This is a genomic window from Streptomyces sp. NBC_00775, from assembly GCF_036347135.1.
Lineage (GTDB): Bacteria > Actinomycetota > Actinomycetes > Streptomycetales > Streptomycetaceae > Streptomyces > Streptomyces lutosisoli.
Genome location: NZ_CP108938.1, coordinates 7,047,844 through 7,073,748, shown reverse-complemented (window position 1 = coordinate 7,073,748; position 25,905 = coordinate 7,047,844). Strand labels below are relative to the sequence as shown.

Sequence of the window (25,905 nt, the reverse complement as noted above, 5' to 3'; positions counted from 1 at the left end):
ACGCCGATCACCGTACGTGGATCTTGGACCACCCTGCGCGTCCACGGACACCTCTCCGAACGGCCGGGAAGCGGTCACTCCTTGTTCACTTTTCGGGGTACTGAACCTGAATCCGGCCCGCCGTGGCGCTCACGTCACGGGTTGGCGGGCGAGTATTCGGGCGCCGACCAGCGCAGGGGGCTGGCCGTCGGCGACTCGATGACTTCCGTGAGCGTGAAGCGGACGGTCCGCTCACCGTCCGGCGCGTACTCCGTGCGGGCCTCGCCCGTCAGCTGGAGCGTCGTCCCCGTCCGCCAGTCCAGGAACAGCAGCCCGGCCCGCGAGTCCGCCGCCAGGTTGCCGAGGGTCAGGAACATCGAGTTCCCTGGGTAGTCGCGCCAGCGCAGCTCGTACGGTGATGCGACGTGGACGAAGCCAGGGTTGCCGCCCCGATGGCTCGCGTCCGCCCCGTGCGCGTGCACCGTGGCGAGGAAGAAGGTGTCGGCGGCCTCGATGAACTCCCGCTGAGAGGAGGAGAGTTCCGTGCCGCGCCGGGGTGCGTCCGGCGTGCGCGCGACGACCGTCTCGTAACTCTCCCTCTTCTGGAGGTACTTCGGGCAGTTGGCGAAGACCTGGTCGGCCTCGACCGCGAAGCCGCGGGGTGTCGGGCGGGCGCGGCCGTTGAGGCGCATACGGCGCCGGGTGCGCGGGTCGAGCGCGAGGGTGCCGACGGGGGTGCCGGGCACGGAGAGCGCGGGGGCGAGGGGGTCGGTCGGCGGGAGTTCGCGCGTGACCGAGATCTGGCGGGGGCCGGTGGCCCGTACGAAGCCGGGTGCGCCGGTGAGCAGCGAGGCCCAGACCGCGCCACCGCCCGGGGCGCCGACGCCATCAGGGACGTCGACACCGCCCGGTTCCGCGCCGCCGACGATCAGCATCGGCTGGAGTTCGAGGAAGGCGGCCGCCACCGGCCGGATGCCCTGCCCGATGGCCTGCCCCACGTGATCGGCGAGGTCGCGCACGCCGACCCGGTCCTGCACGGCGCGCGAGCCGGAGTGATACGTCACGACGCCATCTCCTCTCTACCTCTAGAACAAACCGCAGGTCGGCATCTCTAGAAGAAGCCGCAGGTCGGCGCGGATGCCGACGGTGCCGGCGCCTCCTCCACACCGCTCGGCGTGTAGATCTCCAGCCGCGTGCCGTCGGGGTCGTGGAAGAAGATCCCGCCCGACGCCGAGCCCTCGCGGTGGGCGACCACTCCCTCGTACGCGAACTCGACGCCATAAGCACGCAGGGCCGTCTCGTACTCCCTGACCTGCTCGACGGAGTCGACTTCGAGGGCGAGGTGGTGCAGGCCGGCGCGGGCGTGGTCGTACGAGCCCTGCGCCTGCTGCCAGAGCGTGAGCACCGGGCGGCCGTCTCCGCCGAGGGAGCCGAGGAACGCGTACCGCCGCTCCTCCTCCTTGCCCTCGCCGATCACCCCGAAGCCCAGGACATCGCGGTAGAAGGCGAGCGAGCGGTCGAGGTCGGTGACGTTCAGACCGATGTGGCCGGTGCGCGGAGTCATGACAGTCCCCTTTGTCGATCCTGTGGATATCTGTCCATGGCTGCCCCCAGTCGAGGGCTAACCTCTGTAATCGACATTAGAGGTTAGAATCGTGAAGCGCAACCGGTCACATACCCTTGAGCGGTTAGCAGCGAAGGGAGCCCCGCCATGCCCACCACCCCCGACCCGCGTCCGCTCACCGGGGAGCCGGTCGCGCTCGACCTGCTCAACACCCGCTGGATGCATGAAGGGGCCGTGCGGGATCTCCTGACGGACACCGAGGGGCTCGCGGTGTGGCTGGCGGCGAACGGGCTCGATTTCCCGGCCGACGACACCGTTCTGCGGCACGTGCTCCAGGCCCGGGACGCCCTGCGCGCCGCCGTCGACGGGCCGCCGGGAGAGGCGGGAGAGCGCGCACCTCTGGCCGACGCGGTCGCCGCGCGTGTCGACGCCGTCCTCGCCCACGGCCGCGTCCGGCTCACGCTGACCGCCCACGGCCCGGGCGAGACCCCCGAGTTCAGCGACCCCTCCTGGGGCCCGGCATGGCTGGCGGTCCGCAGCTATCTGGAGCTGCTGGACACCGCCCCGGACCGCATCCGCCGCTGCGCCCACGACGCGTGCATCCTGCACTTCTTCGACACCTCACGGAACGGCACCCGCCGCTGGTGCTCGATGGCGGCCTGCGGTAACCGCGCGAAGGCGTCCCGCCACTACGCGCGCACGAAAGAGAGTTAAGTCGACACATAGGGTTATCCCTATCGACCGACATCTCCCCCGATAGCCCGCTATCACCGGCGTGACGCATGGCGGAATTACGCCATGACTCCATCCCGCCTCGGTCAACTCTCCCCAAACAACTGCCCCTTAGGTAAAGCTGAGCGGTCATCCGGGTCCACATACCGGACTGACGCGATCGGGTCCCGAAATGACCGTCGGGGGCCGTTCGCTCCTCGCTCGTTCCTTTACCTACAAGGGATGCAGATGATCTCCGACCCTCAGCGCACTCCGATATCGGGCGCGAGACGCGTGGCCCGGATAGCCGTGGCCGCGGGCCTGGTGGCCGCGCTCTCCGCGGCCGGGCCGATACCCATGGCCTTCTCCGCGGACTCCGGCACTCCGGCGGCCGACCCGGGCACCAAGTCCGCGGCCGCCAAGCTCGGTTCGTCCGACGCCGACCTTCTCGCCGAGGCCAAGGCCAACGGCGACAAGAACGTCACGATGATGATCGCCACCGCTCCCGGCCAGACCGAGCAGGTCGCCAAGGAGCTGGACGCGGTCAAGGGCGGCTCCGTGGGCCGTACTTACGACAAGCTCGGTTACGTCAGGGCGACCGTCCCCACCGGCAGGGCCGACTCGGCCATCGCCGCCGCCGCGAAGCTTTCCTCGGTGCACGGGATCGACCTGCGCCAGGAGATCGCGCTGGACGACCCGACGCCGAGCGCCGACACGGCGAAGAGTGCCGCCAACGCCTCGACGGCCGCCGCCACTTACTCGGGCCCGTCCAAGAGCACGCCCGCCGAGAACCCGTACAACCCGTCCTTCGAGACCGGCGCCGTCGACTTCGTGAAGGACCACCCGAAGGCGGACGGCCGGGGCATCACCATCGGCATCCTCGACTCCGGTGTCGACCTGGGCCACCCCGCGCTCCAGAAGACCACCACCGGCGAGCGCAAGATCGTCGACTGGGTCACCTCGACCGACCCGATCCTGGACAGCGACGCGACCTGGCGCCCGATGGTCACCGCGGTGTCCGGGCCCACCTTCACATACAGCGGCAAGACCTGGACGGCGCCCGCCGGCTCGTACGAGATCAGCACCTTCCGGGAGTCCGCGACGACGGGCGGCGACGCCAAGGGTGACGCGAACCGCGACGGTGACACCACCGACGCGTGGGGCGTGCTCTACGACGCGACGGCCGGCACGGTCACCGTCGACCTGAACAACAACAACGACTTCAGCGACGACACGCCGATGAAGCCGTACAAGGACGGCTACCAGATCGGCTACTTCGGTACCGACGACCCGACGACCGACGTCGTCGAGCGCCAGCCGTTCGTCGTGGAGATCCGCAAGGACGTCCCGATGGACCCGTACGGCGGGTCCTGGGTCGGCAAGAAGGCCGACTTCGTCAACATCGGCGTCATCGAGTCCGAGCACGGCACGCACGTCGCGGGCATCACCTCCGCGAACGGCCTGTTCGGCGGCAAGATGAACGGCGCGGCCCCGGGCGCGAAGATCGTCTCGTCCCGCGCCTGCACCTGGACCGGCGGCTGCACCAACGTCGCGCTCACCGAGGGCATGATCGACCTCGTCGCCAACCGTGGCGTCGACATCGTCAACATGTCCATCGGCGGTCTGCCCGCGCTGAACGACGGCAACAACGCGCGCGCCGAGCTCTACACGCGTCTCATCGACACCTACGGTGTCCAGCTGGTGATCTCCGCGGGCAACTCCGGCCCCGGCGCCAACACCATCGGCGACCCCGGCCTGGCCGACAAGGTCATCTCGGTCGGCGCGGCCATCTCCAAGGAGACCTGGGCGTCCAACTACGGCTCGCAGGTGGAGAAGAAGTACGCGCTGCTGCCCTTCTCCTCGCGCGGCCCGCGTGAGGACGGCGGCTTCACGCCGACGCTGACCGCGCCCGGCGCCTCCATCAACTCCACCCAGACCTGGCTGCCGGGCTCCCCGGTCGCCGAGGCGGGCTACTCGCTGCCGGCCGGCTACTCGATGCTCCAGGGGACGTCGATGGCGTCGCCGCAGGCCGCGGGCGCGTCCGCGCTGCTGCTGAGCGCCGCCAAGCAGAAGGGCATCGCCCTCAGCCCGGCCACCCTGCGCACGGCCCTCACCTCGACCGCCGACCACATCAAGGGTGTGCAGGCGTACGAGGAGGGTGCGGGCCTCATCAACATCGTGGACGCCTGGGACTCCATCAAGGACGGCGCCACCGCCCACGACTACACCGTCAAGGCGCCGGTCGACACCGCGATCGACTACGCCCTGAAGACGCCGGGCTTCGGCACGGGCCTGTACGACCGCGAGGGCGGGCTCAAGGCCGGTGACAAGAAGACGTACGACATCACCATCACGCGTACGTCCGGCGCCGACAAGGCGATCCGCCACGAGCTGTACTTCGAGAACAACGCCGCCGGCACCTTCCGGATCGTCGGCTCGGACGAGGTCAAGCTCCCGCTGAACCAGCCGGTGACGGTCAAGGTCCAGGCAGCCCCGAGGTCGGCCGGTCTCAAGAGCGCGATTCTTGAGGTCGACGACCCGAAGACCGAGGGCGTCGACAAGCAGATCCTGTCGACGGTCGTGGTCTCGGCTCCGGTCAAGTACACGTACTCCGCGTCGAGTTCGGTGCAGCGCAACAGCAGCCAGTCGTACTTCGTGACCGTCCCCGAGGGCGCCAAGTCCCTTGAGGTCGCGATCGGCGGGCTGGCGGACAAGAGCCAGACCCGGTTCATCGCGATCCACCCGTACGGCGTTCCGGTCGACAACACCGGCACCCCGTACTGCTACCCCAACTACCTCGACGGCAACGGCTGCAAGCCCGACGTGCGTTCGTACGCGGACCCGCAGGCCGGCGTCTGGGAGATCGAGGTCGAGTCGCGCCGTACGTCGCCGCTGCTCGACAACCCGTACAAGCTGGACGTCTCCGTGCTCGGCGCGGCCTTCGACCCGGCCGTCGTGACCGTCCCCGAGGCCAAGGTCGGCACCCCGGCCACCGCCTCCTGGAAGGTGACGAACAACTACGCGGCGATCGACGGCACCCTGAAGGGCGGCCCGCTCGGTTCCTCGCTGACCGCGCGTCCGACCATCGCCGACGGCGCCACGCAGACCACCACGGTCGAGGTGCCCGAGGGCGCCACGTCCCTGAACGTCGCCATCGGCAATGTCTCCGACACGGCCGCCGACCTCGACCTGACGGTGAAGAACGCCGCCGGGACCGTGGTCGGTACGTCCGCGGACGGTGACTCCGAGGAGGCCGTCTCCATCGCCTCGCCGGCCGCCGGCACGTACACCATCGAGGTCGCGGGCTACTCGGTCCCGTCGGGCTCGACCGCGTACGACTACCAGGACGTGTTCTTCTCGTCCGCGCTCGGCACGGTCACGGTCGACGAGTCCTCGCCGGTCAAGCTCGGCACTGGCGACTCGGCGACGGTCTCCGGCTCGGTCACCGCGGCGGCCGCGGCCCCCGCGGGACGCGAGTTCTTCGGCCAGGTCCAGCTGGTGAACGCGCGCGGCACGGTCGCGGGCCTCGGCAGCGTGAAGATCGAGAAGGTCACGCCGTAACCTCGTGACCTGTACGACAGCGGGGCGGGCGTCCGGACACCGGGCGCCCGCCCTTTCGCCTGTCCGGTCTCACTCTTCGCAGTGCAGACCACGTGACTGGGGCAGCGCGTCGACGATCCACCGCCGCTCGGCGGCGATGTCCTTCTTCCCCGTCACCCACTTGTCGGGGACCACCGCGTCGTGCCGGATGGCGACGAGGACCTGCTGTCCCTTGTGCGGGCGCGGGCCGACACCCTCGTCGAACAGGAAGGTGACCTGGGCCTTCCCCTGGGCCGGCTTGTAGGAGCGGGTCACGTCGAGGGTGATCCGGTCCTGATCGGCGCCGGGGAGCGGCTCGATCTCGGCGACCGTTCCCTCGACGACGAGCCGGGAGCAGGCGAGGTAGCCCGGGGCGCTGAGGGAGGCCCCCGCGCCGTCCTTCGCGTCCGCACCGGACGCCTTGGCGGAGTCGCTCGCCCCACCGGCCCCGCCCTGCACGATGAGCCAACCCATGCCGACGACCATCAGGGCGACGACGGCCGTGACGAGCGTCCCGACGGTGACCGCGAGGGCTCCGGGGTGCCGGGAGCGCTGCTTGGGGGCGGCTGCCGGACACCGGTTCCTGGGCTTCCTGGTCCCCCTGGACTTCCCGGTCCTCCTGCCCTTGCGGGACGGAGCCGCCTCGGTCGTCTCCGCACCGTCCGCCAACGCATCGCCGATGAGGGCAAGTTGCTCGCGCAGCAGGGTCAGGTCCGCCGCCGCCGACCGGTGCTCGGCCATGAACTCGGCGTCTTCGTGGGCCCCTTCGGGCAGTGGTTCGTCCGTGATCGCGGCCAGCAGCGCGTCCACACCTTCATACTCGGCCACGTCACACCACCTCGTCCTCGTGCAGGCGGGCGCGCAGGGCGCGGACCGCCGTGTGCAGCCTGCTCTTGACCGTGCCCTCCGGAATGCCGAGCTCCTCGGATATCCCGCGCACGGAAAGATCGGCGTAGAAACGCAGGACGAGGACCTGGCGCTGGGTGTCGGGCAGTTCGTCCAGCCCCTGGGCGACGGCCAGCGAGAGCACGCTGGAGTCCTCGTCGGAGGGGTGCTCCAACTGCCGTAGCGAGGCCAGGCGTTCGCCGAGCCGCTCCTGGCGGCGCTTGGCCCGGTGCCAGTCCATCGCCAGGTTCGAGGCGACGACCGCCGCCCACGCGGACACGTCGCGCGGCGCCTCGTCCCCCTTGGCCGTGCGCTCCAGCAACCGCAGGCGGACCTGCTGCACCCCGTCCGGCAGGTCCGCCTGCGGTACGCCGCCGAGCGCGAGCACCGCCCGCACCCGGCGTTCCTGGGCCGCGTCCAGGGGGTCGTCCACCCCCTGTGCGCGGCGGCCTGTTCTGCGCAGCACAAGCCACCCCTCCCCTCCCGCGTTTCCTCTACGACGCGGCGGCGCGCCAAAACGTTCGGCCCGGGTCGAGGGACTTTTCACGGACCCCCGACCTCCGCTTTCAACTCATCTTCCCTCCCCCTCTCATCCCCCTCCGCTCTCATCTCCCTCTCATCGACTTCACATCATCTTCACTGCCACCATGTGTCCCATGACGATCATCACGAAGGGGGCCAACACCCCTGTTCCCGCAGGGCTGTTGCGTGTCGCTGTCTGCCGACGGAACGTTCCGGGGACTCCGTCCGTGGACGCCTCGGCGCTGCTGCTCGACGCGGCCGGCAAGGTACGCGGCGACGCCGACCTCGTCTTCTACAACCAGCCGGCGCACCCCTCGGGCGCCGTACGGCACATCGGGACCGCCGAGGGCGACGGGCAGCTCGCGGAGTGGCTGGAGCTGGACCTGCCCCGGGTCGAGCCCGCCGTGCAGCGGGTGCTGATAGGGGGGTCCTGCGACGGCGGGACCTTCGGCGCCGTACCCGGGCTCGCCGTGCAGGCGCTCAACGGCGACGGGACGGTGGTGGCGCACTACGAGGTGACCGACGCGTCGAGCGAGACCGCCTTCGTGCTGGGCGAGTTCTACCGGCGCAACGGGGAGTGGAAGTTCCGGGCGGTGGGGCAGGGGTACGCGTCCGGGCTCGCGGGGCTGGCGACGGACTTCGGGATCGCGGTGGAGGAACCGGCGGAGCCCGCGCCACTGAACGCCGTGCCCGCGACGACGGCGGGGCCGGTACCGCTGGACGCCGTGCCCGCGAAGACGGCGGAACCGGTGCCGACGGGACCGGTGCCGGCGGACGCCGTGCGGCCGGTGCCGCAGGACGCCGCCCCGTTCCCGTTCGGGCCCGGGTTCGAGCCCGTCGTGCAGCGCGGCCGTGGTCAGGGCGTCATCACCGTCGGCGGATCCGTCCCTCCCGGCCCCGTGATCGTCGAGGCCTGGCACGAGGGCGAGGGCTACGTCTACGCGTACACGCTCACCAAGCGCAACAAGGACGACAAGCTCGTCTTCAACAACACCATGACCGACTTCCGCGGCCGCGCGCTCGCCTTCCAGGACGACGACCGGCGGCTCCGGCTGCGGGTCACCGGCGACAACGACTGGACCGTGTCCGTCCAGCCGCTGTCGGTGGCACGCCACCTCACCGGCACCGTGCAGGGACTCGGCCCCGAAGTGCTCGTCTACACGGGTACGGAGGCCGACGTCGACGCGGAGTTCTCCGGCGGCGACGACGGCGACAGCTCGTTCGTGGTCTGGAGCGTGGACGCGCACAACCTCCGTGGTCACCAGGACCTGGTCTTCAACGACACCGGGCGGCTGCGGCAGACCGCGCCCCTCCCCGGGGGCCCGCTCCTGCTGCTCGTCGAGGCCGACGGCCCCTGGCAGCTCACCGCCCGCCCCCTGCCCGCCATCGATCCCGGCCCGGCCCAGGCGTCCGAGCCGCCCGCCGTCGTCGTACCCGAGACACGGTCCGTCCAGCCGTACGCGAGTGGCAGCGACGGCGTGAGCAAGGACGAGCGCCCGGCGAAGGGCCTCCTCGGCCGCTTGGGCCGTACCAAGGACCAGGCCGAGCACTCGGGCCGCGGCGCGAAGACGGTCACGCTGGCCAACCCCGAGCCGGGGCGGCCCGCGATCCTCGAGTACTCGATCAAGGACGATGACGGGTACAGCAGCTACCGGATCGAGCTGCTGGACGAGTACGACGACACCGAGAAGTTCATGGAGTCGTCCACGCACGGAACGCACGGTCGCGTCCTCCTGTTCGGCAAGGGCGAGAGCGAGGTCCGGCTGCGGCTGGAGCGGGTGGGCTCGTGGAGCCTGCGTCTGCTGCCCGTCGAGGAGGCGACACCGCTGACCGGGAAGGCGGAGGGCAAGGGCAGCACGGTGTTCCGCTACACCGGTCCGCCCGCGGTGCAGTCCCTGCGCCGTCTCACCCGGGACGACGACTGGCTGGACACCTGGACCGTCCAGGCGGACGGCAAGAAGTCGATCAGCGCGAGCACCGCGGGGCGGCGCCGGCCCGTCGTCGGTCCCCTGCGGGTGTCGGCGGACGGATACTGCTACCTCGTGGTCACCGCCCGCCACTCGACCGGCTGGCAGATCGAGACGGCCGCCCTGGACACCGTGCCCGCGTTCGACGGCAAGGTGTCGGGACAGGGCTACGCGGTCGTACGCCACACCGGCCCGGCGGCCGAGATGATGGTCCGGTACGAAGCGCGCGGCATGATCGACCTCATCGCGCTCTGGGAACTCGACGACCGCCTCGAACCGATACGGCGGATCAGCATGGCCGTCGGTCTCCAGCCCATACCGCAGGGCCTCGTCCAGGTCAGATGCGGCGGCGGCAAGTGGAGCATCGAGGCGCGCGGCTGATTTCCGCCGCACGCGCCCCGTCCTCCGGCCCGGAGTCGTACGTCACACCGCTCCGGGCCGCGGAACGGCACCCGCCGTACGGCTTGCGGTCCGGGGCGGGCGGCGGGCGGGTTTCTTCGGACCGGCGGGAGTCGTCGCCGGACGATCGGAACGGGACCGGCCTCCCCCCGCGTCCCACTCCTCGGGCCGCGCCGCGAAAGAATTGGACACGCGGGCCGGGGTCGGACGCATCATGGAAACGCTGGACCACGTAAAACGCACGCAAAGGGAGTCGCCGTGAAGGTCGGAATCGTCGGAGCCACCGGTCAGGTCGGGACAGTCATGCGCAGGATCCTGGTCGAGCGGGACTTCCCGGTCACCGAGCTGCGCCTGTTCGCCTCGGCCCGCTCGGCCGGGACGGTGCTCGACGGCGTGACGGTGGAGGACGCGTCGACGGCCGACTACTCCGGCCTGGACATCGTCCTCTTCTCGGCGGGCGGCGCGACGTCGAAGGCGCTGGCCGAAAAGGTCGCCTCGCAGGGCGCGGTCGTGATCGACAACTCGTCGGCCTGGCGCAAGGACCCCGAGGTCCCCCTCGTCGTCTCCGAGGTGAACCCGCACGCGATCGCCGACCGGCCCAAGGGCATCATCGCGAACCCGAACTGCACCACGATGGCCGCGATGCCGGTCCTCAAGCCGCTGCACGAGGAGGCGGGACTGGATGCGCTGGTCGTCGCCACCTACCAGGCGGTCTCCGGCTCCGGTGTCGCCGGCGTGGCCGAGCTGCACGGTCAGGCGCTGAAGGTCGTCGCCGACGCTGACAAGCTGACCCACGACGGTGCGGCGGTCGACTTCCCCGAGCCGCAGGTCTACAAGCGCCCCATCGCCTTCAACGTGATCCCGCTCGCCGGTTCCATCGTCGACGACGGTCTGAACGAGACGGACGAGGAGCAGAAGCTCCGCAACGAGTCCCGCAAGATCCTGGAGATCCCCGGTCTGAAGGTCTCCGGCACCTGCGTCCGCGTGCCGGTCTTCTCCGGCCACTCCCTCCAGGTGAACGCCCGCTTCGCCCGTCCGCTCTCGGCCGAGCGTGCCACGGAGCTCCTCGCCGGCGCCCCCGGCGTGATCCTCTCCGACATCCCGACGCCTCTCCAGGCCGCCGGCAAGGACGCCTCGTACGTCGGCCGCATCCGCACCGACGAGACCGTCGAGCACGGCCTCGCCCTCTTCATCTCCAACGACAACCTCCGCAAGGGCGCCGCGCTGAACGCCGTCCAGATCGCGGAACTGGTAGCAGCCGAGCTCAAGGGCTGACCTACCCGTCCCATCCCGTACCTGGGGGCTGCGCCCCCAGACCCCCTGGGTTGTGTGTCGGGTGCGGGTGGGTGGGGGCTGGTCCAAAAGATTGCGCAGTTCCCCGCGCCCCTTAAGGGGCGCGGGGAACTGCGCGAGTAACCCCCACCCACCGCAGCCAAAGAACCGGCCCACGGGGTCTGGGGCGGAGCCCCAGAAGGATGGGACGGGTAGGGGCGGCGGGGGCGAGAAACCGGATAGCGTCGCGGCGTCCCCGAGTGACGTAATCCCGGAGGGTCCCCGTGGTCGTGGATGTCGCGTGCCGGAGTTGTGGGAAGCCGCTGCCCGGCCGGGAGGGCCGGAAGGGCCGGAGCTCGGTGTACTGCTCCGCCGCCTGCCGGCAGAAGGCGTACCGGGAGCGACAGACGGCCCCCACGGACACCGTGCAGGGCCTCATCGACGACGTCGGCCGACAGGTCGAGGCACTGGTGCCGCAGCCACCGTCCGTCTTCTACTCCGGGGTGAACGAGCTCGCCTCCTCCGTCGGGCGCCTGCGCCGCATCGCCCGCGTCGCACGCGACACCGCGAACGAAGACCGGGAGGGCCGGGAGGGCCGGCAGACTTCCGTCACGAAAGCTCCCGTTACGGAAGCGCCCGTCACGAAAGCCCCCGTTACGGAAGTCGCCCTCGGCGAAAGCGACTTCGCCGCGCTCGTCGAGTCGTACCGGAGCGAGCTGCGCGTCCACTGCTACCGCATGTCCGGCTCGTACGACGACGCCGAGGACCTCGTACAGGAGACGTTCCTGCGGGCCTGGCGGGCACGGGACGGCTTCGGCGGGCGGGCGAGTCCGCGGACGTGGCTGTACCGCATCGCCACCAACACCTGCCTGGACTTCCAGCGTCGCACCGCACGCCGCCCCCAGCGCTACGAGCCGCTGCCCGGCATGAACCACGGCACCGGCACCGAACCCCCGGCCCGCATCACGTGGCTCCAGCCGTACCCCGACGAGGACCTGCCCTCCGCGGAGGACCAGCCGGACGCCCGCGCCGTCTCGCGGGAGACCCTGGAGCTCGTCTTCCTCGCCGCCATCCAGCATCTGCCGCCCCGCCAGCGCGCCGTCCTGGTCCTGCGCGACGTCCTCGGGCTCCCGGCCACGGAGACCGCCGAGGCGCTGGAGATGACGGTGGCCTCGGTCAACAGCGCGTTGCAGCGGGCCCGGCCCACCCTGCGCGACCATCTGCCCCGCCGCCGCGCCGACTGGACGACCGAGGCGGACGCCCGCGAACGCGAGGTCCTGCGGCGCTACATGGCCGCCGCGGAGCGCCTCGACCTCACGGAGGTCACCACCCTGCTCAGCGAGGACATCAAGCTCACGATGCCGCCGAACCCGTTCTGGTTCGTGGGCCGTGAGGCGCTCGTCGAGTTCCTGACCGTCAGCCTCGACCCCGCGTCCCCGATGTTCCTCGGCCACTGGCGCCACCTGCCCGCGCGCGCCAACGGGCAGCTCGCGGCGGGGGGTTACGTACGGCGCCCGGGTACGACCGTCTATCGCGCCCAGGTCCTCGACGTACTCCGCATCGAGGGCGACCGCATCGTGGAGATCACCTCTTTCGAACCGCACCTCTTCCCGGCGTTCGGCCTGCCACTGCGGCTCCCGGCCGACCGCCGACCGATGAGCGCCGGCCGATGAGTGAGGGAGGACTCGTACGTCTTCATGAGTGACACGTACGACCGACCGAACTTTTCACGGAGACAAGGAGAGCTCGTCATGCTGCTCACCGACAAGACCGCGGTCATCTACGGCGCCGGCGGATCCATCGGCGGCGCCGTCGCCCGTACCTTCGCCCGCGAGGGCGCCCGCGTGCACCTCGTGGGGCGTACGGCGGAGACGCTCGACGTGGTGGCCAAGGACATCGCGGCGGCGGGCGGGCACGCCGAGACCGCGGTGCTCGACGCCCTGGACGAGCGGGCGGTGGAGGCGCACATCGCGTCGCTGGACACCGTCGACGTCTCGTTCAACCTCGTCACGCGCGGCGACGTACAGGGCATGCCGCTGCTCGACATGCCCGTGGACGACTTCGTACGGCCCGTCGTGACCGCCGTCCACGCCCAGTTCATCACCGCCCGCGCAGCCGCCCGCCGCATGGCCGAGCGCGGCTCCGGCGTGATCCTCACGCTCAACAGCGGCTCGGCGCACGGCAGTCCGATGATGGGCGGTACGGGGCCCGCGGACGCGGCGATCGACACGCTGGTGCGGAACCTGGCGATGGAGCTGGGCCCGCGCGGGGTCCGGGCCGTGGGCCTGTGGGCGGCCGGGGTGCCCGAGACGCTGACCCGGGAGAAGCTCGCCGCGGTCGACAGCGGCATGGACCTCGATGACGCGGCCCTGCAAGGCCTGCTCGCCAACCTGGCGGGCATGCGCATGACCCGCCGCAACCCCACCCTCGCCGAGGTCGCCGCCACCGCCGCCTTCCTCGCCTCCGACCACGCCGGCGGAATCACCGGCACGTTCGTCAACGTCACGGGCGGGATGGTCCCCCACTGACCCTCCGCTCACGCCGGCCGCGCCACCATGTGCGGGCCCAGAGCACATGCACTCCGCCGAGCGCGACGACGACGGCCGTCGCGTCCAGGCGCTGCGCGGTCGAGTGGCCGGGGCCCAGGCGGGTCACCGCGCGGGCGAGGAGCGTGATGTCCGCGGGCAGGGTGACGGTGGCGAGGAACGCGAGACACAGCGCGGTGCCCACGACCAGCACCATGCTGTACGCGCGCACGGCCCGCCGCTCGTGGGCGGGCAACCCGCGGCTGGGGTCCACGGCAGTTGTCCGTCGGAACACGCGCCGGGCCGCGTACTTCGTGTACGCCACCCCGTCCCCGTACAGATCGCGGCAGCGCGTCACGTCCTGGAGCACGAAGTACAGGTCCGTGCGCATGAAGACCATGAGCTGGAAGGGGAGGGGGAGCAGGGCGAGGAGGGTGACGGCGGCGAGGATCCGCCGGGCCGTGCCGTCCGTGGCACCCGCGGTCAGGGCGGCCACGGACGCGACCGTCAGGTTGGTGGCGATCCCGGCGAGGTAGGCGGTCAACCGGTGGCGGCGCGGGGCGAGTTCGATGCCGCTGATGTCCGTCTGCATGACCAGGAACTGCAGCCGGGTGCCCAGGCGCATCCGGCCGGCCACCCCCGTCGCGCGGGCGGCCACCAGATGCGCGCACTCGTGGAGCAGCAGCAGCGTCCAGCCCACGCCCGCGCCGAGCGCGATCACCGCGCTGCCGTGCGGGCTCCAGAGGAGGGTGCGGTAGCCGAGCGGTACGGGCGGGCGGGTGAGCAGGGCCGCCGCGATGAGCAGGCCGATGAGGACCGGGACGACGGGGCTCAGTACCCAGCGCACATGCCGGGGCCGGATCCGGGCGAACGTCGGTTTCGGCGGGGCGGGTTGCGAAACCTCCCGACCGTCCACCTCCGCGACGAACCCGAGCCCCAGCAGTGCCTCCACGAAGTCCGGTACGTCGATGTCGTCGCCGGTGGCCTCCCGCAGCCGCTCCCCGACCTCGGCGGCGCTCAGCCCCTGCCCGAGCAGGTCCAACGCCTGCTTGCCGATCTCGGGCAGGGCGACGAACTGGCCGGTCGCCATCCGTCCGACGATCCATTCGTCGCCGTCGGGGCGGGAGTCGAGCGCGTGGAGGCGTACACGGTTCACGTGCGCGCCCCGTCCGCCCGTTCACCGCACGCCGGGCAGTCCAGGTGCCGTGGGGTGCGCTGATGCACCGGATCGCCCGGCAGCATCAGGTTCACTCCGAAGCGGAAGCCTGGGTCGAGGGCCGGGGCGCCGGTCAGCAGGGCGAGGGCCGCGTGCGCGAGGAGGCCGCCGGAGAGCCCGGCGGTGACCGCGCTCGCCGGGTTCCACGGCATGCGCGGGGAGGCGACCTCCGGGTCCTGGCCGGGCGCGAGGCGCAGATCGCGGCGGGCGGCCTCCCCGGCCCGCAGGCACTCCCAGCAGGCGCCCCGGCCGGGCACGTACACGCCCGCGGTCACCAGGGGGCCGCGGTAACCGGCGTCCGCCCAGGGGAGGTTCGCGGCCAGGCAGACCCGGTTCGCCCAGCGGCGGATGGCGTCGGGACGGTCGGCGGCGAGGACGAGGAGGTCGTAGGCGGCGGCCCCGCCCCCGTCGTCCCGCCCTGTGCCCACCCGTCCCGCCAAGTCCCCTCCCCCGCCCTCGACTTCGCTCCCCGCACCCACCAGCTCCGCCAGGTCCCCCGGCCCCCGCACCTCCCGCCGCTCCCCCGTGACCGTCACGTCCGAGTTCAGCGCCCGTAGCGTGGCCACCGCCGCCTCCACCTTCGGGCGGCCGATGTCGGACTCGCGGAACAGGGGCTGGCGGTTGAGGTTCGAGAGCTCCACGACGTCGGGGTCCACGCAGTGCAGATGGCCGACGCCGGAGGCGACCAGGCTCTGTGCGGCGTAGCCTCCCGTGCCGCCGACGCCGATCAGCAGCACGCGGGCCCGGCGCAGCCGGAGTTGGGCGTCCCACGGGCTGGTGCGGGGGCCGAGGTCCATCCAGCGCAACAGGGGCACCCCGCGGCTGTAGCGGATCCGCTCCCGCTCGGGCACCGGCACGGTCGCTCCCGCGTCGTCCACGAACCCGGCGGCGAGCAGGTCGGCCATCGCCTGGCGGGCGTCCTCGCCGGGGAGTCCGGGGTGGGCCCGGAGCACCTCGTCGACCACCCCGGAGGGTCCCCGTGTGCCGTCCATCGCCTCGACCAGTGTCCAGACCCAGCCCTGCGGGTCCGCGATCTCGGCGCCGATGCCGTGGATGACGCTGCCGATGCGGACGTTGCCGTCGACCGTGCGGTAGGCGCGGTGCTCGGGCTTGATCCGGGGCCTGCCGAGCGCTTCGACCGTCACCGTTACTGTCTCCGTCACCGGGGCCCCTCCCTATTACAGGAACATGCCTTGACACTCTGGTCCCACGAGTCGAGCCTTGACAAGACGCGGTCGGCGATCGCGTCCTGACGCTCAACACCCTTACGTGGGAAAGGAGTTGGCGTGCCCACCAAGATCGTGATCCGTCCCTTGGACAAGAAAGAGACGACCGGCGACAGCAGCGGCGGCAACGGCGGCTGACCGAGAGGAGCCCAGCCATGGCCACCAAAATTGTGATCCGCCCGCTGGACAGGAAAGAGACCACCGGCGACAGCAGCGGCCCCAGCGGCGGCTGACCGAGAGGAGTCCACATGCCCGCCAAGATCGTGATTCGCCCGCTGGACAAGAAAGAGACCACTGGGGACAGTAATTCCTCGGGTGCCTGAGTAACGTCTGAGCGGAGGACCAGCGTGCGGACACCGCTCCATCCGGTCCTGCCGACCGTCGACGAACTGGAGCGGCGGGCCCGCGCGCTGGTCACCGCGGCACCCGGGGTGCTGCGACTGCGCTCCGTCGGCGAGAGCCGGGCCGGGCGTCCGCTGTGGCTGCTGTCCGCCGGGCGAGGGGACCGGCAGATCCTCACCGTCGCCGGCGCGCACGCCAACGAACCCGTGGGCGGGGCCTCCGCACTCCGCCTCGCCAGGCTGTTCGCGCACCGGCCGGAGGCGCTCGAACGGCTCGGCTGCACCTGGCACTTCCTGCTCTGCCTCGACCCGGACGGGGCCCGCCTCGCGCACGGCTGGACGCCGGAGGAGCCGGAACCGTCCCTGGAGGAGTGTCACCGGCACTTCTACCGGCCCTCGTTCGCCCGTCAGCCGGAGTCGCTGCCCGCGCCCGGCGAGGAACGGGCGCCGCTCCCCGAGTCGGCGGCGCTCGTGCGGCTGCTCGACGAGCTGCGGCCGGTGGCGCAGTTCACCTTGCACGGGATCGAGGTCGGCGGCGCCTTCGTGATGCTGACGAGGAAGGTGCCCGGCGTCGCCCGCGCCTTCAGGGAGACGGCGGCGCGGCTGCGTATCCCCCTCGACCGCCACCCCGGCGACGGCCCCGACTGGCACCTCGACCCGCCCGGTGTCCTGGTGCTCCCCGGTGACCATGGCACGGGGGAACGCGACCCGAGCGGCTTCGTCGCCGAGAGCACCTGGCTGTACCCCCGCCGGTACGGCACCCTGACCGCCCTGGTCGAGACGCCCGCCTGGTGCGCGCCCGCGGTGAGCGACGCGCGGCCCGCCGCCGCCCCGGAACGGGAGATCGCGCGGGTGGGCGAGGTGCTGCTGGGGCAGACCCGGGAGCTCATGGCCGTGCTCGACGGGTGCGAGGGTGCGGTCGCCGCCGTGCCCGAGGAGCTGGCCCCCCTGCGCGACGCCGCGCGCGAACTCATCGACGTGGCACCGTCGATCGTCGACAGCTGGGCCTCGGAGGAACAGAGCGCGTACCGGGGCCACTTCGCGACCCTCGGCATCTCCGCGCGCCGTATCCCGCTGCGCGCGGCGGCCATGCTGCGCCGGGCCCTCGCCCGCACCGACCCCGAGGCCGCCGACACCCTCGCGAACGTGGTGCGCGAGTGGTGCCGGGAGCTGGAGAAGGCGTACGACCTTCGGTGGGTGCCCGTCTCCGCGCAGACCGGGCTGCACGTACGGACGATGATCGACACCGCCCGCCTGGTGTGTGCGGCGGGCGGGTGACCGATCCGGTCGCCCGCCCGCCGCAGCCACCGCTTAGGCGTTCGCCGCCCGCGCGTCGGCCGCCTGCGCCTTCAGTGCCCGCTCGACGCCCGAGCGGGACTCCGAGATCAGGCGCCGCAGGGCCGCGTTGGGCTCGGCGGAGGCCAGCCACGTGTCCGTCTTGGCGAGGGTCTCCTCGGAGACCTGGATCGACGGGTAGAGGCCGACGGCGATCTGCTGGGCGATCTCGTGCGAGCGGGAGTCCCAGAGTTCCTTGACCACGGCGAAGAACTTGTCCGTGTACGGGGCGAGCAGCTCGCGCTGGCCGGTCTGCACGAAGCCGCCGATCACCGCTTCCTGCACGGCGTTCGGGAGCTTGTCGGACTCCACGACCGAGGCCCAGGCCTCCGTCTTCGCCTCCTCGGTGGGACGGGCCGCACGGGCCGTGGCCGCGTGCCGCTCACCCGCCGCCGTCTTGTCGCGCTCGTACTCGGCGGCGATCTCCGCGTCGTCGAAGCGTCCGACCGCCGCGAGCCGCTCCACGAACGCCCAGCGCAGCTCGGTGTCGACGGCCAGGCCCTCGATGGTCTCGCGGCCTTCCAGCAGCGCCTCCAGGAGGTCCAGCTGCTCCGGCGTACGGGCGGTCGCCGCGAAGGCGCGCGCCCAGGCCAGCTGGTGGTCGCCGGCGGGCTCGGCCGTGCGCAGGTGCGCGAGCGTCGCGTCCGTCCAGCGGGTCAGCAGGGCCTCGCGGGCGGTCGGGTCGGCGTACAGCTCGATCGCCAGCTTGACCTGGCGCTGGAGCGACTGCACGACACCGATGTCCGACTCCTTGCCGATGCCGGACAGGACGAGGGACAGGTAGTCGCGGGTGGCCAGCTCGGCGTCGCGGGTCATGTCCCAGGCCGAGGCCCAGCACAGGGCGCGCGGGAGGGAGGACTGGAAGTCGCCGAGGTGCTCCGTCACGAAGGCCAGCGAGGCCTCGTCCAGGCGGACCTTGGCGTACGACAGGTCGTCGTCGTTGAGCAGGATCACGTTCGGACGGCGCTTGCCGACCAGCTGCGGTACGGCGGTCAGCTCGCCGTCCACGTCCAGCTCCAGGCGCTCGTCGCGGACCAGCTTGCCGCTGTCGTCGTCGAGGTCGTACAGGCCGACCGCGATGCGGTGCGGGCGGAGTGTCGGCTCGCCCTTGGCGCCGGTGGGCAGGGCCGGGGCCTCCTGGCGGATCGCGAAGGCCGTGATCACGCCGTTCGCGTCCGTCTCGATCTCCGGGCGCAGGATGTTGATGCCGGCGGTCTGCAGCCACTTCTGGGACCAGGTGCCGAGGTCACGGCCCGAGGTCTCCTCCAGGGCGCCCAGCAGGTCGGACAGGCGCGTGTTGCCGTACGCGTGCGCCTTGAAGTACGCCTGCACGCCCTTGAAGAACTCGTCCATGCCGACGTACGCGACGAGCTGCTTGAGGACCGAGGCCCCCTTCGCGTACGTGATGCCGTCGAAGTTGACGAGCACGTCGTCCAGGTCGCGGATCTCGGCCATGATCGGGTGCGTCGACGGGAGCTGGTCCTGCCGGTACGCCCAGGTCTTCATGGAGTTGGCGAACGTGGTCCAGGAGTGCGGCCAGCGCGAGTCCGGGGCGTACGCCTGACAGGCGATGGACGTGTAGGTGGCGAACGACTCGTTCAGCCACAGGTCGTTCCACCACTCCATGGTCACGAGGTCGCCGAACCACATGTGGGCGAGCTCGTGCAGGATCGTCTCGGCGCGCACCTCGTACGCGGCGTCGGTCACCTTGGACCGGAACACGTACTGGTCCCGGATCGTCACCGCGCCCGCGTTCTCCATCGCGCCCGCGTTGAACTCCGGCACGAAGAGCTGGTCGTACTTCTTGAACGGGTACGCGTAGTCGAACTTCTCCTGGAACCAGTCGAAGCCCTGCCGGGTGACCTCGAAGATCGCGTCCGAGTCGAGGAACTCGGCGAGCGAGGGACGGCAGTAGATGCCGAGCGGGACGGACTGCCCGTCCTTCTCGTACACGCTGTGCACGGAGTGGTACGGGCCGACGATCAGCGCGGTGATGTAGGTCGAGATCCGCGGCGTCGGCTCGAAGGCCCATACGTTGGGAAGCGAGGCCTTGGGCTCCGGCGTCGGCGAGTTGGAGATCACGGTCCAGCCGCTCGGCGCCTTCACGGTGAACTGGAAGGTGGCCTTCAGGTCGGGCTGCTCGAAGGACGCGAAGACGCGGCGGGCGTCCGGGACCTCGAACTGGGTGTACAGGTAGGCCTGCTGGTCGACCGGGTCGACGAACCGGTGCAGACCCTCACCGGTGTTGGTGTACGCGCAGTCCGCGACCACGCGGAGCACGTTGCGCCCCGCCAGCAGACCCGGGAGCGCGATCCGCGAGTCCTTGAAGACCTCGGCGGGGTCGAGCGCGTCACCGTTCAGGGTGACCTCGTGGACGGTCGGGGCCACCAGGTCGATGAAGGACTCCGCGCCGCTGTTCTCGACATCGAAGCGCACCGTGGTCACGGACCTGTAGGTGCCGCCCTCCTGCGCGCCGGAGAGGTCGAGATCGATCTCGTACGAGTCAACGGTGAGCAGCGATGCCCGCTGCTGCGCCTCTTCGCGGGTCAGGTTTGTGCCAGGCACGCGGTCATCTCCTCGTTATGTGTGGGTTGCGCCATCCTTCCACGGGACCTGCACGGAACGCGATGTCCGTTATCCGCCGGTGAACGGGCGGGGCGGGCGCGAGTCTGGACGTATGACGACGTACACGGCACACCCCATCGGGCCGACGGCCCTGAAGGAACTCCGCGACACCGACGACGCGGGCCGTCCGGCGGTCCCCTTCACCGACGACGAGGGCGGCGCCCCGCTCCGCTGCTGTCTGCGCCGCAGCGAGCCCGGGGAGCGGATCGCCCTGGTCTCGTACGCCCCGCTGCGCCGCTGGGCGGGCGAGACGGGCGCCGAGCCGGGCGCGTACGACGAGCAGGGGCCGGTGTTCGTCCACGCGGACGACTGCGCGGGCCCGGCCACGGGCGCGTACCCGTTCGCCGAGGGCGCCCGTCGCACGGTCCGGCGCTACTCGGCCGAGGGGCACATCCTGGGCGGACGTCTGGTGGAGGCCCCGGAGGCTGACCCCAGCCGGACCTTCGAGGACGCCCTGGCCGAGGCTTTCGACGAGGCCTTCGCCGACCCGGCGGTGGCGTTGGTGCACGTCAGGGCGGTGGAGTACGGGTGCTTCCTGTACGAGGTGCGCAGGCCGTAAGAGGTGCACCGGCCGTACGAGGTGCGCAGGCCGTAAGAGGTGCGCAGGCCCTGAGCTCAGCGGCCGAGCCCGCCCGCCGCCTCCCGGAGCGCCCCCAGGACGAATCCCACGGCGGCCCCTTCCTCCGCTCCCCTGCGCACCGCCGCGACCACATGCCGGTGCGGCCGCTCGCCCGCCAGTTCCCGCATCACCACCCCTTCGCGCCGTACGGCGGCCATGCGCGGCACCAGCGCGACGCCCATCCCCGCCTCGACCATCGCGAGGATCGCGGTCCATCCGGCCGCGGAGTGCCCCTGATGCGGGCTGAACCCGGCGGCCTCGCACGCCCCCCGTGTGATGTCCGACCAGGGCCCGCTCCCCCCGAAGATCCACGACTCGGCGGCGAAGTCGGCCAGCCGTACGACCGGGGCGGCGGCGAGCGCGTGCCCGTGCGGGAGGGCGAGGTCGAGCGGGTCGGCGAGCAGCGGGACCCGGGTGAAGCGGGGGTCGGCGGCGGACGGGGCGTGCGCGGCCAGCGACAGGGCGAGGTCCACCGCTCCGGCGCCGAGCAGCTCGTACGCCTCCGCCGCCTCGGCCTCCCGGACCTGTACGAAGATCCCGGGCCGTGTCGCGCGGAGCGCCCGCACGGCCGGTACGACGAGCGCGGGCACGGCGGTGGAGAAGGCGCCGACCCGCACCTCGCCGGCCTCCCCGTGGGTGTACGCGGCCAACTCGGCGTCGGCCCGCTCCAGTTGCTCGAACACGGCCGAGGCGTGCCGCAGCACGAGCTCAGCCGCGTCCGTGAGCCGTACGCGCCGCCCCTGCGCCTCCAGCAGGGTCACCCCGAGCTGTTTGGCGAGGTTCGTCAGCTGCTGCGACACGGCCGAGGGGGTCATCAGCAGCGCCTGGGCGGTGGCGGTGACGGTTCCGCGCTCGCGCAGCGTCCGCAGGATCTCCAGCTTCCTGATGTCCCACTTGTCGTACTCGGCCATGGCGGCAACCTATCCCGCCGGCTCGTGGGCGCCGTCCGGCGGTTCAGCGGGTCCTGGGGGCGGCGCCCAGGACCACTCCGCCCAGGATCAGGGCCATGCAGAGGAGTTGCGGCCAGGTCGTCCGCTCGCCGAGGAGGGCGTAGGACAGGGCGGCCACGAAGACCGGCTGGAGGTAGTAGACCGTTCCGGCGCGGGCCGCGCCGATGAGGGAGATGGCCTTGTTCCAGGCGAAGAAGGCGACCGCGGAGGAAGCGACCCCGACGTAGAGGAGGGGGCCGACGGTGGCGGGGGTGGGGGCGAAGGTCCCCTGGGCCGTCACGCTCAGCGCGTACGCCGGGAGCAGCATCGCCGTGCCCAGGGCGAAGGTGGTGAACAGGAAGGCAAGGCCGGTGAGTTCGGCGGGCCGCCTGCGCAGGAGCGCGCTGTACGACGCGAAGCAGGTCGCCGCCGCGATCATCCAGAGGTCGCCCGCGCTGAAGTCCCCCGACGCCGCCGACCCCTTGCCCACCAGGAGCACGACTCCCGCGCAGGCGATCAGCATCCCGGCGGTACGGCGCGCTCCGAGGCGTACGCCGCCGACCCGTTCGTACACCGCCATGAGGACCGGCGACGCGGCCATGATCATGCCCATGTTTCCGGCGGAGGTGGAGACGCCCGCCTGGTTGACCAGCGTGTTGTAGACGGTGACGCCGAGGAGGGCGGCGAGCAGGACATGGCCGAGGTGACGGCGTACGAGCGCCCGCTGCCGCCAGGCCTCGCGGGCCGCGAACGGGGTGACCGCCACGAGCGCGACGACCCAGCGCCAGAACGCCTGCTGGACGGGCGGCACGCTGTCGTGCAGGGCGCGCGCGGCGACGAAGCTGCCGGACCAGACGACCGTGGCGACGGCCGCGAGGGCGATACCGAGACCGGTGGCCCCCTTTCGCGCCGTCGTGCGGGTCACGCTGTGCGTACGCGTCCGGTCCAGGACTGCCACGGATATCCCTTGCCTCTCGGTAGTGGTCGGGGGAGCTGCCCGACTACCGTCGCAAGGCGGGAACTGTCACGTCCATCGAATCTTTTCGAGCATTCCTTTCAGCAGAACTGAACGATTCTGTCTTGGCGACGTCGACGGCGATGGCGGCGGTGGCGGTGGCGGTGGCGACGCTCACGGCCGTACGCGGCTTGAGCTGACCGAAGACCGTCGCCCCGAACGCCAGCGCCATACCCGCCACCTGCACCATCGTCAGCGTCTGCCCCAGAGCCGCCCAGCCGATGACGGCCGCGGTCAGCGGCGAGAGCGGGCCGAGGAAGGTGACCTGCGTGGCGGCCAGGCGGCCGATGCCGCGGAACCAGAGCCAGTACGCGACCGCCGTGTTCGCCAGCGCGAGGTAGAGGTAGCCGCCGACCGCCCGGCCGTCCAGCGCGGGCGGCGCACCCTCGACGAGGAGGGCGACCGGCGCGATCAGCAGTCCGCCGGCCGTCAGCTGCCAGGCGGTGAGCGCCAGCGGGCCGACCCCGTCCGGCCGCCCCCACCGCTTGGTGAGCACGGTGCCGGTGGACATCGAGGCGGTCGAGGCGAGCGCCGCGAGGACACCCACGAGGTCGAGCGCGCCGGCCGCCTTCAGTACGACGAGGCTGACCCCGAGGGCCGCGACGACACCCGTGAGGATCGTGCGGAGGGTCGGCCGGTCGCCGAGCAGCAGCACCGAGAGGCCCGCCACGAACAGCGGCCCGATCGAGCCGACCACCGCCGCCATTCCGCCGGGCAGCCGGTACGCGGAGAGGAACAGCAGCGGGAAGAAGGCACCGATGTTCAGCGCACCCAGCACCACCGCCTTCCCCCACCAGACGCCACGCGGCAGCACCCGCGCCAGCGCGAGGAGCAGCAGCCCCGCGGGCAGGGCACGCGTCACCGCCGTGAACAGGGGGCGGTCGGGCGGCAGGAACTCGGTGGTGACGGCGTAGGTGCTGCCCCAGGAGATGGGGGCGAGCGCGGTGAGGGCTATGAGGGCGGGGCGGGTGGAGCGCGTGGAGCGGGCGGGACGGTTCGCGGCCATGAGGGCACCCGATTCGAAGTGGGCCTGCGGAAGCGGAACGGCAAGAAGTAGGTCAGCAGGAAGTAGCTTACTTCTAAGCTACTTTTCGTCAAGCTACTTTCTTGCGGCCGACCGATCCGCGGCGGATACTCGCCCCCATGAGCACTCCCAAAGACCCCGTCGACGCGATCATCGGGCAGTGGGCCACGGTCCGGCCGGACCTCGACACCGCCGCGATGGAGGTCTTCGGCCGGATCTTCCGGCTCGCTCGCGCGATGGGCGACCGGATGGAGAAGGCGTACGCGCGCTACGGCATCTCGCGCGGGGAGTTCGACGTGCTGGCGACGCTGCGCCGCTCGGACGCCCCGTACGCGCTCTCACCCCGGCAGCTCTCGGCGACGCTCATGCTCACCACCGGCGGGATGACTGGGCGCCTGGACAAGCTGGAGCGGGCCGGACTGCTCCGCCGCTCACCCGATCCGCACGACCGTCGCGGGCTCCAGGTCACGCTCACCGACGAGGGTCTGCGGCTGATCGACGAGGCCGTCGGAGCGGGGCTCGCCGTCCAGACGGAGGCCCTCTCAGCCCTCGACGAGGACCAGGCCGGCCAACTCGCCGGTCTCCTGCGCCAGTTGCTGACCGGCGCCACCGACTAGCCGGCGCGCGCCCGACTCGCCCACCGCGGCGGCCAGCGCCGCCTCGACCGCCGCCGCGTCCGGGGTCTCCGCGGCCCAGGCCACATATCCGTCGGGCCGCACGAGCACGGTCGTACGCCGGTCGCTCGCCCAGCGCTCGACGGCGAGGCGGTCGGCGCGGTCCCCGGCGTCGTACGGCCGAGGGGCGATCAGTACGAACCTGCCGCCGCGCAGGGCCTCGTAGAGGCGGCCGCTCTTCAGGGCGACGTCCGGGACGCGGGTGCCGACCAGGCGGTGCGCGCCGCGCGGCGCCCCGTACGCGTACCCGATGCCCGTGATCTGGCCCGCGGCCTTGCGACGGGCGGGGCCGACGTGGTTGAGGAACGCGGTGAGCCCGGCGCGCAGCGCCAGCGTCCAGGGGTGCTTGGCCATCGCGAGCCGTACGATGCCGCCGCTGCTGCGCAGCACGGACTTGCCGACGGGGTGGCGCTCGGCCTGGTAGGTGTCCAACAGGGCGGTGTCCGCGTGCCCGTTGAGGACGGCCGCCAGCTTCCAGCCGAGGTTCGCCGCGTCCTGGAGACCGGTGTTCATGCCCTGGCCGCCGGCCGGGGTGTGGACGTGGGCGGCGTCCCCGGCGAGGAAGACGCGGCCGACACGGTAGGCGGGCGCCTGACGCTCGTCACTGTGGAAGCGGGACATCCAGCGGGCGTCGCGCATGCCGTAGTCGTGGCCGAGGGCGAGCCGGGCGATCTCCTTGACCTCGTCGAGTTCGAGCGGCTCGCTGTCGGGGACGTCGCGGCCGCGGTGCCAGCCGATCACCCGGTAGTAGCCGTCGCCGAAGGGCGCGATGAAGGCGAAGGCGTCGCCGACGGCGTTGGCGGTCAGCACCGACTCCGGCTCCTCGTCGAGCCGGACGTCCGCGAGGACGACGGACCGGATGACCGACTTGCCGGGGAACGGCAGCCCGACCGCCGCGCGCACCGCGCTGCGCATCCCGTCCGTCCCGACGACGTACGCGGCCCCCAGCGTCTCCGACTCGCCGTCCGCGCGCCGGACTTCGAGCGTCACCCCGTCCGCGTCCTGGCTCAGCCCGGTGACCTCACTCTCGTACCGGAACCGCACTCCGGCCTCTTCCGCCCGCCGCAGCAGCGCTTTCTCCACCTCGTACTGCGGGATGACGAGGAGGTGGTTGAAGCGGGAGGGGAGGGTGTCGAGCGCGAGGGCGAGTCCGCCGAAGAGACGGATGCGGTCGAGGGGCCGGCCGCCCAGCTCCAGGCCGTCGGCGAGACCGCGGGCGTCGAGCTGCTCCAAGGTGCGGGCGTGCAGGACGAAGGCGCGGGAGAGGTTGCTGATCTTGTGCGGGCGCTTCTCGACGAGGGTGACGGGGACACCGGCGGTGGCGAGGTCGCCGGCCAGCAGCAGCCCGGTGGGGCCGGAGCCGACGACGATGACGTCGCGGGGAGCGGTGGGGCCTGTGTTGCGCACGGTGCGGGTGGTGTGCATGTTGCCCGTGTTGCCGTTCATGGCGGCCTCCTGATGCCAACGCCTGCTGGTCAACGCCCGCCGGTCAACACTT

20 protein-coding genes are annotated in these 25,905 nt (G+C 71.7%); 9 read left to right on the top strand and 11 right to left on the bottom strand.

The window, feature by feature from the left end; genetic code table 11:
* Positions 1 to 134 precede the first annotated feature (134 nt).
* The gene (locus OIC96_RS31545; RefSeq protein WP_330304601.1) at positions 135 to 1,043 is read right to left on the bottom strand and encodes a pyridoxamine 5'-phosphate oxidase family protein; all 909 of its coding nucleotides are present in this window, start codon (positions 1,041 to 1,043) and stop codon (positions 135 to 137) included.
* Between the two features lie 47 nt (positions 1,044 to 1,090).
* On the bottom strand, positions 1,091 to 1,543 hold the full coding sequence (locus OIC96_RS31540) for a VOC family protein (protein WP_330304602.1): 453 nt from the start codon (positions 1,541 to 1,543) through the stop codon (positions 1,091 to 1,093).
* A 147-nt stretch (positions 1,544 to 1,690) separates the two neighbouring features.
* Here OIC96_RS31540 and OIC96_RS31535 point away from each other — a divergent pair, with 147 nt between their 5' ends.
* Positions 1,691 to 2,257 (top strand): CGNR zinc finger domain-containing protein, encoded by a 567-nt coding sequence (locus OIC96_RS31535; RefSeq protein ID WP_330304603.1) that lies wholly within the window; start codon positions 1,691 to 1,693, stop codon positions 2,255 to 2,257.
* Positions 2,258 to 2,503: 246 nt separating this feature from the next.
* Positions 2,504 to 5,815 (top strand): S8 family serine peptidase, encoded by a 3,312-nt coding sequence (locus OIC96_RS31530; protein WP_330304604.1) that lies wholly within the window; start codon positions 2,504 to 2,506, stop codon positions 5,813 to 5,815.
* A 69-nt stretch (positions 5,816 to 5,884) separates the two neighbouring features.
* On the opposite strand, the gene OIC96_RS31525 is transcribed toward OIC96_RS31530, so the two are convergent.
* Both OIC96_RS31525 and OIC96_RS31520 read right to left on the bottom strand, forming a co-directional pair.
* Positions 5,885 to 6,661 (bottom strand): hypothetical protein, encoded by a 777-nt coding sequence (locus OIC96_RS31525; RefSeq protein WP_330304605.1) that lies wholly within the window; start codon positions 6,659 to 6,661, stop codon positions 5,885 to 5,887.
* A gap of 1 nt (position 6,662) precedes the next feature.
* Entirely contained in the window at positions 6,663 to 7,184 is a 522-nt protein-coding gene (locus OIC96_RS31520; protein WP_330304606.1) for a sigma-70 family RNA polymerase sigma factor, read from the bottom strand.
* A 190-nt stretch (positions 7,185 to 7,374) separates the two neighbouring features.
* On the opposite strand from OIC96_RS31520, the gene OIC96_RS31515 reads away from it, so the two are divergent.
* The 4 genes from OIC96_RS31515 (at position 7,375) to OIC96_RS31500 (ending at position 13,406) form a co-directional block, all read left to right on the top strand.
* A complete protein-coding gene (locus tag OIC96_RS31515) occupies positions 7,375 to 9,588 on the top strand; it encodes a TerD family protein (RefSeq protein ID WP_330304607.1) in 2,214 nt (737 codons plus the stop codon).
* A gap of 276 nt (positions 9,589 to 9,864) precedes the next feature.
* Positions 9,865 to 10,881, top strand: coding sequence for an aspartate-semialdehyde dehydrogenase (locus OIC96_RS31510; RefSeq protein WP_330304608.1), 1,017 nt, complete (start codon positions 9,865 to 9,867; stop codon positions 10,879 to 10,881).
* Positions 10,882 to 11,162: 281 nt separating this feature from the next.
* Complete coding sequence (locus tag OIC96_RS31505; protein ID WP_330304609.1) at positions 11,163 to 12,551, top strand: sigma-70 family RNA polymerase sigma factor; 1,389 nt, start codon at positions 11,163 to 11,165, stop codon at positions 12,549 to 12,551.
* A gap of 78 nt (positions 12,552 to 12,629) precedes the next feature.
* Complete coding sequence (locus OIC96_RS31500) at positions 12,630 to 13,406, top strand: SDR family NAD(P)-dependent oxidoreductase (protein WP_330304610.1); 777 nt, start codon at positions 12,630 to 12,632, stop codon at positions 13,404 to 13,406.
* On the opposite strand, the gene OIC96_RS31495 is transcribed toward OIC96_RS31500, so the two are convergent.
* Together OIC96_RS31495 and OIC96_RS31490 are read right to left on the bottom strand one after the other, a co-directional pair.
* A complete protein-coding gene (locus tag OIC96_RS31495; RefSeq protein ID WP_330304611.1) occupies positions 13,381 to 14,559 on the bottom strand; it encodes a hypothetical protein in 1,179 nt (392 codons plus the stop codon). The genes OIC96_RS31500 and OIC96_RS31495 overlap by 26 nt on opposite strands.
* Positions 14,556 to 15,782 carry a HesA/MoeB/ThiF family protein gene (locus tag OIC96_RS31490; protein WP_330304612.1) on the bottom strand — a complete coding sequence of 409 codons (1,227 nt, stop codon included), beginning with the start codon at positions 15,780 to 15,782 and terminating at the stop codon, positions 14,556 to 14,558. Before OIC96_RS31490 ends, OIC96_RS31495 begins: the two co-directional genes overlap by 4 nt.
* A gap of 410 nt (positions 15,783 to 16,192) precedes the next feature.
* Between OIC96_RS31490 and OIC96_RS31485 the strand changes: the two genes are divergently transcribed.
* Positions 16,193 to 17,464: a M14 family zinc carboxypeptidase gene (locus tag OIC96_RS31485; RefSeq protein ID WP_330304613.1), complete on the top strand. Its 1,272-nt coding sequence runs from the start codon at positions 16,193 to 16,195 to the stop codon at positions 17,462 to 17,464.
* A 33-nt stretch (positions 17,465 to 17,497) separates the two neighbouring features.
* On the opposite strand, the gene pepN is transcribed toward OIC96_RS31485, so the two are convergent.
* The gene (pepN, locus tag OIC96_RS31480; RefSeq protein WP_330304614.1) at positions 17,498 to 20,086 is read right to left on the bottom strand and encodes an aminopeptidase N; all 2,589 of its coding nucleotides are present in this window, start codon (positions 20,084 to 20,086) and stop codon (positions 17,498 to 17,500) included.
* A 112-nt stretch (positions 20,087 to 20,198) separates the two neighbouring features.
* Between pepN and OIC96_RS31475 the strand changes: the two genes are divergently transcribed.
* Complete coding sequence (locus tag OIC96_RS31475; RefSeq protein WP_330304615.1) at positions 20,199 to 20,705, top strand: DUF1203 domain-containing protein; 507 nt, start codon at positions 20,199 to 20,201, stop codon at positions 20,703 to 20,705.
* Positions 20,706 to 20,761: 56 nt separating this feature from the next.
* Here the strand turns inward: OIC96_RS31475 and OIC96_RS31470 are convergent, their stop codons facing one another.
* Genes OIC96_RS31470 through OIC96_RS31460 form a run of 3 tightly spaced genes read right to left on the bottom strand, consistent with a single transcriptional unit; the run spans position 20,762 to position 23,715 of the window.
* A complete protein-coding gene (locus OIC96_RS31470) occupies positions 20,762 to 21,676 on the bottom strand; it encodes a LysR substrate-binding domain-containing protein (protein WP_330304616.1) in 915 nt (304 codons plus the stop codon).
* Between the two features lie 43 nt (positions 21,677 to 21,719).
* Positions 21,720 to 22,643 (bottom strand): DMT family transporter, encoded by a 924-nt coding sequence (locus OIC96_RS31465; RefSeq protein ID WP_330310099.1) that lies wholly within the window; start codon positions 22,641 to 22,643, stop codon positions 21,720 to 21,722.
* Between the two features lie 52 nt (positions 22,644 to 22,695).
* On the bottom strand, positions 22,696 to 23,715 hold the full coding sequence (locus tag OIC96_RS31460) for an EamA family transporter (RefSeq protein ID WP_330304617.1): 1,020 nt from the start codon (positions 23,713 to 23,715) through the stop codon (positions 22,696 to 22,698).
* A gap of 137 nt (positions 23,716 to 23,852) precedes the next feature.
* On the opposite strand from OIC96_RS31460, the gene OIC96_RS31455 reads away from it, so the two are divergent.
* A complete protein-coding gene (locus OIC96_RS31455; protein ID WP_330304618.1) occupies positions 23,853 to 24,350 on the top strand; it encodes a MarR family winged helix-turn-helix transcriptional regulator in 498 nt (165 codons plus the stop codon).
* On the opposite strand, the gene OIC96_RS31450 is transcribed toward OIC96_RS31455, so the two are convergent.
* Positions 24,276 to 25,832 carry an FAD-dependent monooxygenase gene (locus OIC96_RS31450; RefSeq protein ID WP_330310100.1) on the bottom strand — a complete coding sequence of 519 codons (1,557 nt, stop codon included), beginning with the start codon at positions 25,830 to 25,832 and terminating at the stop codon, positions 24,276 to 24,278. The two genes, OIC96_RS31455 and OIC96_RS31450, sit on opposite strands and share 75 nt — an antisense overlap.
* Between the last annotated feature and the right edge of the window lie 73 nt (positions 25,833 to 25,905).

Coding starts and splice junctions, on each gene's coding strand:
- OIC96_RS31540 (WP_330304602.1), bottom strand. CDS start 1,543: ATGACTCCGCGCACCGGCCACATCGGTCTGAACGTCACCGACCTCGAC.
- OIC96_RS31535 (WP_330304603.1), top strand. CDS start 1,691: ATGCCCACCACCCCCGACCCGCGTCCGCTCACCGGGGAGCCGGTCGCG.
- OIC96_RS31530 (WP_330304604.1), top strand. CDS start 2,504: ATGATCTCCGACCCTCAGCGCACTCCGATATCGGGCGCGAGACGCGTG.
- OIC96_RS31515 (WP_330304607.1), top strand. CDS start 7,375: ATGACGATCATCACGAAGGGGGCCAACACCCCTGTTCCCGCAGGGCTG.
- OIC96_RS31500 (WP_330304610.1), top strand. CDS start 12,630: ATGCTGCTCACCGACAAGACCGCGGTCATCTACGGCGCCGGCGGATCC.
- OIC96_RS31475 (WP_330304615.1), top strand. CDS start 20,199: ATGACGACGTACACGGCACACCCCATCGGGCCGACGGCCCTGAAGGAA.
- OIC96_RS31470 (WP_330304616.1), bottom strand. CDS start 21,676: ATGGCCGAGTACGACAAGTGGGACATCAGGAAGCTGGAGATCCTGCGG.
- OIC96_RS31460 (WP_330304617.1), bottom strand. CDS start 23,715: ATGGCCGCGAACCGTCCCGCCCGCTCCACGCGCTCCACCCGCCCCGCC.
- OIC96_RS31455 (WP_330304618.1), top strand. CDS start 23,853: ATGAGCACTCCCAAAGACCCCGTCGACGCGATCATCGGGCAGTGGGCC.
- OIC96_RS31450 (WP_330310100.1), bottom strand. CDS start 25,832: ATGCACACCACCCGCACCGTGCGCAACACAGGCCCCACCGCTCCCCGC.